This is a genomic window from Hahella sp. CR1, assembly GCF_029813005.1.
Lineage (GTDB): Bacteria > Pseudomonadota > Gammaproteobacteria > Pseudomonadales > Oleiphilaceae > Hahella.
In genome coordinates, this window is record NZ_JAPELK010000010.1 from 123556 (window position 1) to 138793 (window position 15238).

Annotated in this window: 9 protein-coding genes; 2 read left to right on the forward strand and 7 right to left on the reverse strand. The window is 56.5% G+C overall.

Features of this window, described 5'->3' with window-relative positions:
• The first annotated feature begins 127 nt into the window (after window positions 1-127).
• Entirely contained in the window at window positions 128-2656 is a 2529-nt protein-coding gene (locus ONV78_RS22440; RefSeq protein WP_279506558.1) for an EAL domain-containing protein, read from the forward strand.
• 94 nt (window positions 2657-2750) lie between these two features.
• Here ONV78_RS22440 and ONV78_RS22445 read toward each other — a convergent pair whose 3' ends face one another.
• The 6 genes from ONV78_RS22445 to ONV78_RS22470 all read right to left on the reverse strand — a co-directional run bounded on the left by ONV78_RS22445 (window position 2751) and on the right by ONV78_RS22470 (window position 12991).
• A complete protein-coding gene (locus ONV78_RS22445; RefSeq protein WP_279506560.1) occupies window positions 2751-5282 on the reverse strand; it encodes a cache domain-containing protein in 2532 nt (843 codons plus the stop codon).
• A 2-nt stretch (window positions 5283-5284) separates the two neighbouring features.
• Window positions 5285-6460 (reverse strand): ABC transporter substrate binding protein, encoded by a 1176-nt coding sequence (locus tag ONV78_RS22450; protein WP_216736228.1) that lies wholly within the window; start codon window positions 6458-6460, stop codon window positions 5285-5287.
• A 53-nt stretch (window positions 6461-6513) separates the two neighbouring features.
• Window positions 6514-7692 (reverse strand): ABC transporter substrate binding protein, encoded by a 1179-nt coding sequence (locus ONV78_RS22455; protein ID WP_279506562.1) that lies wholly within the window; start codon window positions 7690-7692, stop codon window positions 6514-6516.
• Between the two features lie 169 nt (window positions 7693-7861).
• Window positions 7862-9367, reverse strand: coding sequence for a hypothetical protein (locus ONV78_RS22460; protein ID WP_279506563.1), 1506 nt, complete (start codon window positions 9365-9367; stop codon window positions 7862-7864).
• Between the two features lie 13 nt (window positions 9368-9380).
• A complete protein-coding gene (locus ONV78_RS22465; protein ID WP_279506565.1) occupies window positions 9381-11669 on the reverse strand; it encodes an MFS transporter in 2289 nt (762 codons plus the stop codon).
• A gap of 77 nt (window positions 11670-11746) precedes the next feature.
• Window positions 11747-12991 carry a diaminopimelate epimerase gene (locus tag ONV78_RS22470; protein ID WP_279506566.1) on the reverse strand — a complete coding sequence of 415 codons (1245 nt, stop codon included), beginning with the start codon at window positions 12989-12991 and terminating at the stop codon, window positions 11747-11749.
• A 379-nt stretch (window positions 12992-13370) separates the two neighbouring features.
• Between ONV78_RS22470 and ONV78_RS22475 the strand changes: the two genes are divergently transcribed.
• Entirely contained in the window at window positions 13371-14180 is an 810-nt protein-coding gene (locus tag ONV78_RS22475) for a phytanoyl-CoA dioxygenase family protein (protein ID WP_216736233.1), read from the forward strand.
• 182 nt (window positions 14181-14362) lie between these two features.
• On the opposite strand, the gene ONV78_RS22480 is transcribed toward ONV78_RS22475, so the two are convergent.
• A complete protein-coding gene (locus ONV78_RS22480) occupies window positions 14363-15235 on the reverse strand; it encodes a hypothetical protein (protein ID WP_279506567.1) in 873 nt (290 codons plus the stop codon).
• Between the last annotated feature and the right edge of the window lie 3 nt (window positions 15236-15238).

A 15238-nucleotide genomic window follows, 5' to 3' on the forward strand; every position in this document is an offset into this window, starting at 1 on the left:
CCGCGTCACAGGCGCTTAGCCGGATTGGGGAGCGTTACTGAACCGGGGGAGACGACAAGCGGCCTTGAAATCCACGGCCGCGGGGCTATCTTTTGGATAAGGGCTAACGGGAATCAGAGTCTCTTTCATGACGACTATCTTGCAAGCTGATGGATTCGAGGATTGCGCCACGATCGAGGATCTCTCTGAGTTCACGGTCTTAATTGTCGACGACTCGCCTCTCAATCTGGATGTGGCGGTGGCCTGTCTGGAAAGTAGAGGCTACCGCACGCTCTCCGCCGAAAATGGCATGCAGGCGCTGCAAATCGCTGAGCAAAGCCAACCCTCCCTCATTCTTCTGGACGTGATGATGCCGGAAATGAATGGGTTCGAAACCTGCCGCAAGCTGAAAAAACTGGATGGCTGCGACGATATTCCCGTGATTTTCATGACAGCTCTCAGTGACGTTAAAAGCAAAAAGGCGGGCTTTGACGCAGGCGGCGTGGATTACGTCACCAAGCCGTTTCAGGTCGAGGAGCTGGCGGCTCGGGTGCACACCCATATCGCTCTCAAAGTCGCCTATCAGCAACTTAAGGACAGTGAGCAGCGCTACCGTAAATTAGTTGAGACCACCCCTGACGCCATTCTCGTGGAAGGGGAAGACGGCATTGTATTTCTGAATTCCGCAGCGGTGGGCATGCTGAAAGCGGATAACCCGGACAAACTGCTGGGCGGCGCGTTGCTGGACTTCGTCACGGACGACCAGAAAGAATACGCGGCCATGCAGTTAAAACAGGCTTGCTCGGCGGATAGAAGCGCGGGCCCGCCGGAAGTCATGCTGTTGCGGCAGCTCACCGGCGGACGTGTGGAGGTGGAGGTCAACTGCATCCCCATCACCTACCACCGCTCGCCTTCCCATATGTTTGTGTTGCGGGACATCACTGAGCGTCGGCGTCAGGAAGCGGCGATTGAGTTTCAGGCGACCCATGACGCACTGACCGGGCTGCCGAACCGCAGTCTGTTTCTGGATCGAGTCACGCAGTCGATCAATCACGCGCAGCGTAATGAATCCCGTTTGGCGCTGATTTTCATCGATCTGGATAAGTTCAAACTGATCAACGACACCCTGGGACATAACGCTGGTGATGAGCTGCTGCGGATCATGTCCAAGCGACTGCAGGATTGCACCCGTAGTTGCGATACCTTGGCCAGGTTTGGCGGCGACGAGTTCGTTTTGCTGGTGGACAACCTGGAAAGTGAAGGGGATCTGACTCATCTGGCGTCGCGTCTGATCAGCTCCGTCAGCGCGCCGGTATTGCTGCTGGGACAGAGCCATTCCATTACCTGCAGCCTGGGCATCAGCAGTTTTCCGGAGGACGGCGACAACGTGGAAGTGCTGATGCGTCATGCGGATATAGCCATGTATCGGGCCAAAGAATCGGGACGCAACGCCTATCAGTTCTTTACTCACCAGATGCAGGATCGCCTCAACGAGCGTCTGAAGCTGGAAAGCAGCCTGAAGCAAGCGCTGGATAATGACGAGTTCGTCTTGCACTACCAGCCACAGGTGGATTTGAGCACGGGCAAGATCATTGGGCTTGAGGCTTTGATCCGCTGGCAGTCGCCCACCTTGGGGCTGGTGCCGCCGGGGGATTTTATTCCTGCGGCGGAAGAGGGGCGTTTGATCTCCGCTATTGGCGAATGGGTCATCTTCGCCGTGTGCAAACGTCTGGAAAGCTGGCGGCGGCAGGGGCTGAAAATCGTGCCGGTGGCGATCAACATATCCGCTTTGCAGTTCATGGAGCAGAAAACCGAGGAGCTGGTGAAGCAGGCTTTGAATAAATACATGGTGGAGCCGAAATACCTGGAGTTGGAGTTGACTGAGTCTCTTTCCATGCTGGACCCGATTACCTCTATCTCTCTAATGCAACGGCTCAAGGATATCGGTGTGTCCCTGTCCATTGACGACTTTGGCACCGGGTACTCCAACCTCAGTTACCTGAAGCGCTTTCCCGTTAACAAGCTGAAAATTGATAAATCCTTTGTGTCAGGGCTGACCAATAACCCGGACGATTACTCCATCGTCAAAGCCATTATCCGCATGTCCCAGAGCCTGGGCTTAAAGACGATTGCGGAAGGGGCGGAAACGGCGGGCCAGATCGCGCTGCTGGCGGCGGAAAACTGCGATGCGATACAGGGCTTCTATTTCAGTCGCCCGCTGCCTGAAGAACAAATCTGCGCCATGCTCAAAGAGCGCCCGCGCCTGGACATCAGCGAGTTTGGTCGCAGCCGGGACAGAGGCGCGGTGCTGGTGGTGGACGATGACGCCAATATCCTGCGCAGCATCAAGCGCATTCTGCGGGATGAGGCCTACGAAGTTCTGGTGGCGAGCAATACGGAAGACGCCTATGAAGTGCTGGCGCGGCGCGAAGTGGCGGTGATCGTTTCCGATTTGCAGATGCCAGGGGAAAGCGGCGTGCAGTTTTTCTCCAAAATCAAAACCATGCATCCGCGGTCATTGCGCATTCTGCTCACGGGGCATGGCTCGTCGGAAAGTCTGGAGCGGGCGATCAATCAGGGGGAAATCTACCGCTATATCTCCAAACCCTGGGACAATACGCATTTGCTGGATACGCTTAGCGCCGCTTTCAAACAATATGAAAAAGGCGTCGGATGACGCCTTGATCTTTATCTGCCCGCCCTGTCTGGTCTGATTCCGATCCGTTCCCTGTTTTAACTTTTCCCGGTGAGAAGTCTTCGTTGACGCCCGCCTATTTGGCGCTGCGGTCGGCGATGCGCGCTTTGGCGGTGGGCAACCAGCGCGCCAGTGACGCGTACAGTTGCTGGATATTGAAAGGTTTGGCGAGGAAGTCGTCCATCCCGGAATCCATGCAGCGCTGCTGGTCCCCTGGGAGGGCGTTGGCGGTCAGCGCCACTATCGGCAGGCGTCGGCTGCCGGGGTGGGATTGCTCCGCGGCGCGAATGGCCATGGCGGTTTCGTAGCCGTCCATAACCGGCATCTGGCAATCCATCAACACCATGTCGTAGTGGTTCTTGGCCAGGCGCGTCAGCGCTTCGCGACCATTCTCGGCGATGTCCGCGGTGATGCCGATCATATTCAGCAGCTCCACCGCATATTCCTGGTTGATGGGGTGATCCTCCACCAATAAAACGCGGCCGCTAAGCGGCGGATTCTGAGTGCGGCCAGTTGCGCCGCCGCCGGTTTTGGTGGTCAAGGTGGAGACGCCGCTGGTGGTGGGATCTTTTTCCAGCCATACGGAAAACCAGAACGTGGAGCCTTCGCCGGGACGACTTTCCACGCCCAGCTCGCCGCCCATCAGTTCCACCAGGCTCTTGGAGATGCTCAAGCCAAGTCCGGTGCCGCCGTAGGTGCGGGTGGTGGAGCCGTCAGCCTGAGAGAAGGATTCGAAGATCTTTTCCTGTTTCTCCAGGGGGATGCCAATGCCAGTGTCGCTGACCGATATTTTCAGCTTCATGTTGCGGGCGTCTTCATCGCTGATTTCCACGATGATCTGAATGCTGCCCTGCTGAGTGAATTTAAGGGCGTTGCCCACCAGGTTGGTGAGGATCTGCCGCAGGCGGCCGCTGTCGCCGATCAGGGTTTCAGGAATGCCGTCGCTGAGGGCGCAACCCAGTTCTATGTCCTTGCTGTGCGCCCGGGGCGAGAAGATATCCACGAGATAGTTGAGCAACTCCGGCAGCTTGAACGCATGATTATCCAGCTCCAGCTTGCCAGCTTCGATCTTGGAGAAGTCCAGAATGTCGTTGATGATATTCAGCAGCGACTCCCCGGAACTGACGATGGTGTCCAGGTATTTGCGCTGTTTCTCCGATAATGGCGTATCCGCGAGTATGCTCGCCATGCCCAGTACGCCATTCATCGGCGTACGGATTTCGTGACTCATTCTGGCCAGGAACTCGCTTTTCGCCTGATTGGCCTGTTCCGCCGCTTCTTTCTCGCGACAGGCTTCCTTGATGTTCTTTTTCAGCTCCACTTCCATGAAGATGAACGACTCCGCCAGACGTCCCACCTCATCGCGAGAGCGCACCGCCAACGATTGAATCGTGCTGTTCGGCTGGTCGTCCTTGAGGAAGTCCTGCGACGGTAATTGTTTGGCGTAATTGGTGAGGAAGTCCAATGGCCGGGAAATACGCGACACCCAGATGAAGGCCACGAGAATGCTGCCAATGAAGAAAAAGGCGATGACAAGGCTCTGGCTCTTCACCAGATTCTCCGCCGGCGCGGAGATTTCCTCAACCGGCACCACCACGGAGAGATACCAGTCGAAAGGTTTGAAATAGCTGACGTAGGCTACGACTTGACGTTCTTCATCGCGTTTGGAGCCAGCCACAAAGGGGTCGTGGTAGTGATACACCACCTGGCCGATTTGCTCCTGCGCCCCAATTTGCCCGATCAATTCGGCCAGCAGATCCCGTTGCTCACCATTCAATGGCTTGGGCGCTTCGCCTTCTCCGCTGGCGCCTGGAGGCGGCACCAGCACTTCGCTCTGGCCGTCAAACAGGTAGGCGTAGCCGGTGTTGGCGACTTTGATGTCAGGGAACGTCTTACGCAGACTGTCGATAATAGCGCTCATTTTCTTGCGGCTTTCCGCTTCGACGTATTCGAAGTCCACCATGGCGACGAGGGTCAGTTTCCAGTCGGGCAGGGGAAGAAAGTAGCCGATATGGCGGCTGTCGCGGTCGCTGCCGGGTTTGCGCCAGTTGAAGATGGCTTTGTCGCCGGAAGAGTCCAGATTGTCGTCCGACATGGTCTGGTAGATGACGCGGCCTTTAAAATCTCGCAGTGAAGTGATGTACGTCGCTTCCACGCTGGGGTCCGGGTGCGCCATGACCCCGCCCTGGCGGTTGAACACAAAGACTTCCACTTCGCCGAAGCGCACGTCCCGCAGCCACTTGAACGCCATGGCCTCGGCCTCTTCCTGGGAGACCTTGCCTGACTTGTACAAATCCCCGTACACCTTGAAAGAGGACTGCGCGATTTCAGACACGCTCTGCAAGTCGCTTTGCAGATTGGAGAGGATTTCTATTTTGTCGCCGGTCAGCTGATCGTAACCGGCTTTGATATTCAGCTCGACCAGCTTTAATACGTTTTGCGCGGAGGATTCTTCAGCGTGAAGCATCGCGCGTCCCACGTCACGATGCGTGAAATAAAGAATCGACAGCGCCGCTATGGACATGATCAACAGGATGAGAGAAATGATCCTGGTTCTTAGCGAGTAAAAACGGTAGCGGCTGAAAAAACGGCTGTTAGCTCGAACCATGTTTAATCGGGAACCTGTATTTCTCGAAAGATTTCGTCTGCAGCGGCAAGCCAGTCTGCGCGCAGGTAGATGCCAATGACTTCCGCCGTCTTAAGGTTAAGGGATATATTGGTCTTCTCCTCAAACAATTGTTTCAGGGCTCTGGGGCTCGCCCCGTTTATAACCTGACCCAGGCAGGAAGCCAGGTAATTACCGACGGATTCGAAGTCCGGCCGCGACATACTCATCAAAACGCCATATTTTACTTCTTCCGAGCCCAGTTGGGAAAAAGTGGGCAATTTATGCTTATTGGCGATCTTAACTATTTTCGGAATGCTGCGCTCATTTACGCCGCCTTGCATGGTAATGTACAGCGCGTCCACCTCCGGCGCCAGCTTGTCGATGCATGAAAGTACGCTTTCCACCGCCTTGCTGTTGTCCGGAATATCGCTTAGGGTATAACAACTTACCACTTTGAAGCGATTCTCCTTGGCGACTTTTTCGATATTCTCCAGCGCCGCATAGGCGCGCCCATCCACGGAGTTTTCGTAGGCCACCCCGAGGCGCTTGAAGCCCACCGCTTCGTGAAACACCCGCAGTTGCTTCTCGTATCGCTGAGGCGACACCCGGGCGAACACGTGATCATAGCCGGAATCTTCGGCGCTTTTGATGATGCCGGACTGAATCGGATCGCTGGCGGAAATCACGAAAATGGGGGTGTGGTGGCGATTATTGGCCAAATCCTGACCCGCCCAGGTGCCCATGGCGAAGACCAGATCGATATCTTTCTGCCGGTTCATCCTGTCGATAATATCCGCACGAATTTTCTCCCTGGAATCCTGTTCCCAGTCTGCGGAGTAGTAGGCGTCGTCCAGAAACGTCAGGTACTGACTTTTGGCGTTATGCGCCAGCCAGGTCCAGAGCGTGCGGGCGTCGGCTTCGCTGCTTGGCAGCTCCACCGGTTCGATCCACCCTAGCGCTATCAGGCCGCGGATGGTGGCTTCAAGGTAGTCGTGATAGTTGCCATGGGGGCCGCCTTCGTAATAAGCCAGTCGCCATGGGGCGTGAGCGGGCGGATTTTGCGCCTGTGGCGTATCAGGCGGGTGCGAGGCGGCGGCAGGAGGCGTCATGGCGAGCAGGAGAGTGAGTCCCAGCACGCCTGTGAAGCGGAAGACAATCCTGATGATCGAATTGCGCATGAGATGCTCCATCTTGCTGGCGCCCGCTCTGCTCTGAGAGCGGGCGGTTACGCTTATTGGGGCGTTTCGACCTCTCTGTAAATCTCGTCGCTGGCGCCGAGTAACAACAGGGAGGGGTTGAACCCGATGATCTCTGCGGTCTTCAGGTTAAGCGCCATTCTCGCCGGTTCTTCAAACAACTGGGGCAGTTCGTTGGGCTTGGCGCCATTGAATATCCTGGCCATGGTCTGCGCGTGGAACTCGCCAAAATACTTGAAGTTGAACTGCGACAGACTGGCCAGCACGCCATAGCGAACTTCTTCGGAACCGGACTGGGAGAACGTGGGCACGTTGTATTTTTGAGCGGTTTTCACGATCACTGGCAAAGTCTTGCGGGTGACGCCGCCCTGTTCGGTGATGTAAATGGCGTCCACTTTCGGCGCCAGCTTCTGGAAGCAGTCGATGACGCTGTGCTCCGCCATGCTGACGTCGGCGATGTCGCTCTTGGTGTAGCAGGGCACGATGGTGAACTTGAGCTCTTTGCTCAACGCCTCGATGGTGTCCACGGCTGCGTAACTGCGGCCGTTCTGGGTATTCTCGTAGGCGATGCCGAGCTTTTTGAAACCGGTAATGTCATGGAACACTCGGATATGGCGATCATAACGGAAGGGGTCCATGGTGGCGTGCAAATGGTCATAACCGGAGTCGTCGATGCTTTTGATGATGCCGGCGGAAAGAGGGTCACTCGCGGAAAACACCAAGGTCGGCGTGCTGTGTTCGTTGTTGGCCAGGTCCAGTCCCGCCCAGGTGCCCATGGCGATCATCAGGTCGATGTCTTTCTTTTCGCTGAGCCGCTTGATGATGTCCGTCTTCATCTGGGCGCGCAGGTTGTCGTCCCAATTGGCGTTATAGTGGGCGTCTTTGACGAACTCGATATAATCGCTCTGGGCCGACTCAGAGAGCCAGCGCCATAGATCGCTGGTTTGATCGCCTTTTTGGGGAGGGATGTCCGCCTTTTTGATCCAACCCATATCCATCAACGAGCGCACCGTGACGATCAGCTCCCGTTGATAATCCGGATACTCGCCCCCTTCGTAGTAGCCAATTCGCCAACGTTGACCCTGATTGGTCGTCGGTTCCATGCTGAACTTCGAAGCGGCTTCAGCCTTGGCGGATGTGGCCGCAGTGGCGACGCTGGTGAACAGCGTCAATGTCAGTGTTGTCAGAGCGACCAGATAAAGTTTTATCCTCATTCGCTGTTCTCCTTATGCTCCCCAAACTCGTTTTCGCAATTATAGTTCCCTAACACCTCACTCGCTTTGACTGCTTTACTGCGCTACTGCAACTTTTCCATATAACCCTTTGTTTCTATTGCGCTCTTAATGGCGCACTATCAGGCATTCTCAGACCTTGATGGCGTTCTCAAGCCTCAATGGTCACCGGGACGCCCGCAAGCCGATGTCGGCACTCGCGCGCAAGGGTGGCGGCCCAGCCTTCCGGCATGGCCCCCTGACCAGTCATCACGTCCGCCGTCGTTTCCAGCAACGAGGCGATATGCGCTTGCTCCACCGTCATGGCGCGAATACGCGCCACGGCGCTGGCGTCCAGTCCGCCGGCGGCGATGATCTCAACCGGCCCTGCCGGCACGTAGCCATCGTCGCGAGTGCGGGTGACTACGGTTTGCATGCCTGACAGATAGAATCCTGTGAAGGCCTGGGCGATGGCTTGAAAGCGGGCGTCTTCGCCAAAATGGCGTTGTAGCGCGTTCAGCACGCCGCGTTGCATCCGGGGCAGGTAGGAAGCCTGATAGTAACCGCCGGCGCAGGTTACGCCGCGGGCCAGGGCGATGACAAGAAAATTCGTGAATAATGAAGGCAATAGACGACCTGAGCGCAGTTCCTGTAATAACGGGCCGGCCGTCAAGGGAACTGCATAATCGCTTTGTTGTCCGTCCACTGCACGCAATGTCGCCGCGCCTCCGTCTTCAGCCGTCAGGCCGAGTGATACTCTGCGCCCGGCGTCGTCAACGCCCCAGAACAGAAAGGTGCCGGAACCGTTGACTCCCTTAAGTTCAGCGTCCAGAGCCCGCAACAAAGGCTGCTCGAAAAAGAGAATGGAAGCGAGACTATCCGGGTTAGCCAAGTCATATTCCAGAAGCATAGTCGCTATTTTTTCCATTTCCAGATAGACCAGCGTCGGTGCGGATACGTTGGCGGCGAACAGACGGCTCCAGACACGCTGGTTCAGTATCACTGCCTGGTCCGAATAGTCTGCGGCGGCCATCACCGCTTCCGCCTCGTATTCCTCCCTCAGCAGGCTGAGAGCGGCCTCGGCCAGTCGGGGGGCGTCGTTGCTGACGGCGCGCAGGCGTTTCCGGGCGTTTTGCAGCATGGTTGCGTCCAGGGCGGGGGCGCGGGCGACGATGGTGCGCTTCAGGCGGTCGGGAAACAGGGGTATTTTCAGCGGAAAAGCGCCATTGGCGGCGCTTTCGGCGAACTTCGCCTCAGGATACAGCAACATTCCCCGGGGATAGGTGAGATTGTTGAGGGGAATATTGGCGCAGGCGAACACGGGCAGGGTAGTCGCCCCCGTGGAGAGTCCAAACAGTAGCGTGCCTTGCACGGACTGGGCGAAATAGTCCACGCCGTGGTGATTGGCGGTCAGGGCGACGGGATGACTGAGAATGTCCGCGCTGACCGCCTTTGCCACCGCTTCGCCAAGCAGGGGCGAGACATAGCGTTGCAATACGTCCGCCAGATCCTGGCGAGGCTGAAAACTGCTGGGGGCGATGCGAAATCCGCTACGGGTATAGTCACAGACCGGAGAGCGGGCATGCGCTTGCAGTGCGCCGTCGACGACGGGAAGACGCGCGCGAATCTGGGTCAGCAGCGAATCGGTCAGGCTGCTTTCCGACAGGAGTGATTCCATGATGAAGAGATCCTTATGCGGTTTTGCTGCGGCTGGAAATAGCGCTCTGGCTTTGACGGGAGGGCGACTGCTGCGACTTGGGCTGCGCCGGCGCGGCGCTTTCCTCGGTCTTGCCGCTGTCGCCGGCAGGCGTCTCCCGCGCAGCCAGTAATTGGAACAGAATGACAGTGATCAGATACGCGCCCCCCAATACCGCCACGCCGTGACGGATATCGGACAACCCCACTAGCCCGGCGAACAACATCGGGCCAAGCATCTGACCGATACGGCTGGACGCCCGGAACAGGCCGAGCGCTTTGCCTTCCCCCAGCTTTTTGCTGACGTCCAGATGCAGGACGTAGGCGCTCTGGGAGGACAGCACAAAGCAGTTGGATAATCCCAGCAGAATGACGGCGCAAGAGGTCGCAGCGACGCCCTGCAGGCCGATAAAAGAGAGAAACGCGACACTGCCAAGCAATCCCCCAATAAAAATGGGAATTTTCTTGCTTGGCATGCGATCCGCCAGTCGTCCGACCAGGGGACCGAGAAACGTCATGCAAAGCCCGAACAGCATCAGTATCTGCCCGATCTTGGCTTCCGGCGCGCCAATGCGGCTCAGATAGACCGGCGTGAAGTAGTGCATGAAGCCAATGGCGGCGATGGCGGCGGGCAGGCTGCTGAGCAGGCTGACGGCGATCACATTACGATCGCCCAGGAAGCGCCAGATGCTGATCTGTCCACCATGAGCGCCAGGAGCGCCTGAACCGGTTGCGGCGGCTTTGGGTGCGGCGGGGCCGGATACGCCCCGGCGCAAGTAGATCACAGCATAGGCGACGACGGTGAACACCAGCAGCGCGCCAGTAAGGAACACCGCCTCGTAGCCAAAGCGTTCGGCGATCAGGGCCCCGGTGGCGGCGCCGCAGATACTGCCTGAATAAAGGCCGGCGAACAGATGCGCCAGCCCCTGGGTTTTGGTGCGGGTGTCGGTGTGACGCACGACGAAGCCCTGCGCCGCCAGCAACGTCAGTCCGTAACCGAAGCCCAGAATGGCGCGGGACAGCACGAATTGCAGCGCATCCGGCGCCTGCCAGGAGTACAGACCGCCCGCCAGCGTCAGCAACAGCCCTACTGCGAAGGGCGGAACCCAGCCTTTGCGGTCCAGCCAGGCGCCGGAAACAAAGATGGCGACGCCAACGCATAAAAACTCCACCGCAACAGGCAACCCGAGCGCAAACTCTCTGGACACGCCGGGAATGACGTCATACAGCCGCTCCATGTGCAAAGGCAGTATCGACATGGACAGGTCCACGCCGAACAGAAACAGGAAAATCGCCGGCCGCATGGCTTTGTACAGCTCAGATGCAGCGGGTTGGGACGCAGGAGGCGCAGGGGCAGGGGGATGTGAGGGCTCCGCCGGCGTGCGTCCGGCGAACAAAACCACAGACATTTCCACTGCGATCAGCAAGACGATCAACATGATGGTGGCGTTATCCGCCACCAGCGCAATGAACTCCGCGCCGCTGTAGGCGGCGTCGCCCTGCGCCGAGGTCAGGTCAGCCTGAATGGCGAGCCAGGCGGTGACGAACAATGCTCCATGGGCGCTGGCGGCGGTGAGAATGCCGGCCCCGGCGCGTGCGAGTCGGGCGAAACGACGGGCGCCTTTACTGTCGCCTTCCTCAATCGAAGTGTTGGCGACGCGATTCAGCAAAACCAGCAGCAGCGTCATGCCCGCCAGTACGGCGAACCCCGCTGCGAATCCTCGCGCCAGACTTTCCCACACCTGACGTGCGTGCTGTTCGCTATTAGCCGCGGTAACGGCCTTGTCCAGGGTCACCATGAGGGTGACGTCAAAATCTGGCTGCGTCGAAGAAAGAATGATTTCGAATCGATCCTGGGTGGTTGCGTACTTCAGTTCGTCGCCAGGAAGCCGCTTTAAGCGGTAAGCATTGGGAAGGTCGGCGCCGATCTGGCTGGCGTCAGTGCTCAGGGTGACGACGCCGTTCCGGGCCAGAGCAAGCTCCGGCCCGGCGAAGGAGGACGCATCGCCTGTCTGTTGGCCCACATTCTGGACGGCGGCCTTGAACACGGCGGAGGCGCGCAGTTTTTCCGACAACTCGGTTTGACGTTGACTCAGATCCTCAAGATCTGTCGTATTTTGGATACGGCTCTCTTTGATTCCCGCGTCAAACAGCGACGCGGACAGAAAGTGCTGCTCGTGCAAACGCTCGAACACAACATAAGAAAGGAAAGCGCTGAGGGGCAGTGTGAGAATCAGCAATAACGTCATTCTTGCGGAAAACCGCATCGGGTTTAGCGCGTCCATTTAGTGACGGTCCTCATAGCTAAGTGTGGCGATCGTAACTCATTGAAATACCTCCAGGCTACTACGGAAAAATCAGATTACTGCTTAGTCATCAAACGCTTACGGATGATGGACGAATTCGCCGCCTCCAGGGTGAGCTGCTGTTTGTATAAACGCGCTTCGCTTTCCGCCATCAGGTACTCGTTGGCGGATTGCGCCACCACATTGATCGGCTGCATACGGTATTGGCCTTCAAACAACATGTAAGGCTTGGTCGTCAGCACCCAACCGTTTTCCGTCTGCTGAATATTGATCACCGCATCGGGATCTTCCTCCCGGCAGCGGATAGGCAGCAGGTTGATGTTGGTGATCGGCATGGAGAACAACTGTTGCACCACGTAGGCCACCGCCAGAGCGCCGGTGCTGCAGGCCAGGGTCTCACGATTGATGCCGCGTTCGAAGCAACGGTTGGAGACGGAGTCCAGGTTGTGAATACGGGCGAAGTTGACGCTGACGCCTTCAGGGAAAATGTGTCGGCAGCGGCTGTTAATAAAAGAACCGATGCGATGCACCAGCCAGGCGCCCAGACCGCGGCGTCTGTCTTCCGGCGCATGACCTTCAGGTGTGGCGCCGAAAATGAAGTTGGCCAGCTCGGGCACGGAGAAGTCATGATCCGGGAAAATCACCAGATGGGGTTCACCGGTGAACACCAGATAGCCTTTAATGGTCAGCGTGGATTCATCCGTATAGGGCTTCAGATCGTCGCGACGGAACTGAATGGTGAGTTCCTCGATAACGTCGATCGTGTCGTCCAGCGGATGCAGGCTGTCGCGGTTGACCAACTGGGTTGGCGTATGGCGGGGCATGCCCAGGTTGACCCAGCTGCCGTCGTAACCGAGGCTGCCGATGGAAATGATGTTGGGAGTGGACAACGGGATTTCAGTGGCGATATTGGACACTGTCACGCCGTGCTTGCGGCGCAAAAAATCAGCGATGCATATCAAGCCATTGCCGCAGCAGGCGGCTTCTTCGCCGTTGGGCTCAAACATTCTGAAAACATAGTCCGCAGCGGATAAATCCGGCTTTGCGTCCCAGTAGTTTCTATCCTTAGCGATCGCGTCCAGCGTCCGTGCATTTGATCGTTGCACTACCAGCAGATTGTCGCAACCAATGCCAAAAGTCGTGCTTGTGGCCTTGGGAGCGAAAGCCGACCATTCCATTTCGGCCAATACGCTGTCCTCGGTAGCGTCAACAATAACGAAGTTATTGCCGCAGGAAGTGTATTTGACGAAGGGAACAGTTTTCGCGGCTACGTCTGCTGTTTCGTTCTTATCTATGAACATCTGGAGTGACCTCACTTGGTGACAAACAGTACAAATCCGCCATAGAAAATAGCATGGTCTAAATTCTTCGCCATTGCATAACGGCGATAATTGGAAATGATTAGTAAACTTAGATTATTAACTGTGATCGCGAAGGGCGCGAGGAAGTGATGGAAGTTTTGTGAGACATGTATTGTCAAATTCTGATACATAAGACGATTCAGCTCCCTATCTGTGTATCCGGACGGGGGATAGCGCTTGCAAATTTCCACACAGGCTTACAGTCATTTGCGTTCGCTCTGCTATATCTTAGCGGCCTGCTGACATTCTGCAGTTGTGAGCGGTAAGCTAATTTTTATTATGATTATCGGCGACGCCCGCATAGCCGAAGGAGTCTGACATGCTGAGCTTGTACGCTAAAGATTCAATGGTGGATTTTTTAGTACAGAAATTGGACTACAAAATTCGTTGCGCGCTTTCCCCCTTTCCGGTGGCGAAGGAGTACAAAGCGCACCTGGACACCTTGAACAGGGACGGTTGTGTGGTATTCGAGGAATACTTTTCGCCGGAGCAGGTGGACGAGTTCCTGGAGGACATAGAGGCCGCCAAGAGACGTCAGGATCTTACCCTGGTCGCCAATGGCCACATCGATACGGGTATTTCGCGGGTTTATGATGTCGCCACTGTGGCGCCAATGACCCGTAAGATTTTCGAGGACCCGATGATCCTCAGCCTGATCAAAGGCTATTGCTCCAGTAAGTGTGAGCTGCTGAAAACGTTCTATGAAGAGAAGAGGGAAGTGGGGACATCCTCCCAGTCCAACCACCACCACTTTGACGACTGGCGTCATCGCATTAAAGTGTGGGTGTACCTGACTGATGTAACAGAAAACCAGGCGCCGACTACGATTACCCTGGGCAGCCACAAGAACCATCTGTGGCGTTACTGGCCGGAATACAATTATTTTCTGCACTTCCGCACCGACGAAAATAACCGCTACACAGAAATGACCGACTATTCCGGCATGTTCTGGCCCCATGAAGCGGCGACGATTCGAAAACTTTGGAAATATAAAGAAAAGACCATTACCGGCAAGAAAGGGACGATGTTTATCTTCGATTCCCGCGCATTACACCGCTCAACTGTATTGAAAGAAGGCGAACGCAAGATTATTACCGGTTATTACACTTATAAAGGTCTGGGCCTGTAGCCGAACCGAACCGCCTAAAAGACAAGTTCAGGATAAAGAAAGCGACGCGACGTAACACAGGAAAGCGAAGCGGATAAAACGGGTAATTAAGACCAGGCGCTGAAAAAAAAGCCACTCCCGACAATGAATAAGTAGCAAACCGTAATGCGTCGGGAGCGGTCGATCGAAATCGTTGAAGGGGGTTATTGCGCGGAGACAATCTCTCCTTTGCGGCGTTGAACTTTAAATTCGCCTCTAATGTCGCCTTGCGCGTATCTGACCCAGCCGGTGTCGATGGCGTCGACAGTCGGCAGCTCCCGCACGAAAAGGTCCGCAGAGTCTTGTGCGCCAGCCAGTACGGCGAAATCGCCTTTTCCCACTACGTTCAGCCAGATCCCGCCATCAGGATTAACTTTCATCAGATTGGGCGAGTTCTTTTGCGGCCTGATGTAATCATGAGACGCCTCGCCACTGAGGTGATAGGCGGTTCCGTCCACGGTCATCGTCATGCCTGGCAGCAGATCGATACGCAAGTCCAGCGGATACTGATCCTGTGTCAATGTACCGACAGACACGCGCAGCTTGCCGGAGAAGTTGAACGCCTTGCCGTCGATGTTGAGCGCGACATTGTCATAGGTGACGCCCACCTCATCGGTGCTGGGCGTCCACAAGGTTTCCGACCACATTTCCAGGTCGCGGACGCCGCTGACGAACTCAACGAGGCCATCCACTCCGACGTTCAGCACACAGCCGTGAAAGCTCTGGCTGTAGAGTTTTTTCACCCTGCGACCGTCGTTGCGTTCGCCTTTGTAAGCGATGTCGTAATAGCCGCCGTTGGGGCAGTTGGTGGTAACCTCTGTCTGTATCTCGTCGGGGAGATCCGCGAATGCGTTCTGCATGGCGGAGAAGCTATACAGACGACTCTCGGCGATGGTCACATAGGATACGTGATACGCCTTGCGCGCCAGGGACGCCAGTTCGTTGCGTTGACTGTCTTCGGAAGAGGAGGCGGAGCCCCCTCCGCCGCAGCCGGAGAGCGACGTTAATGCAAGTAGAAGCAAGTGACTGAACTTCATGGT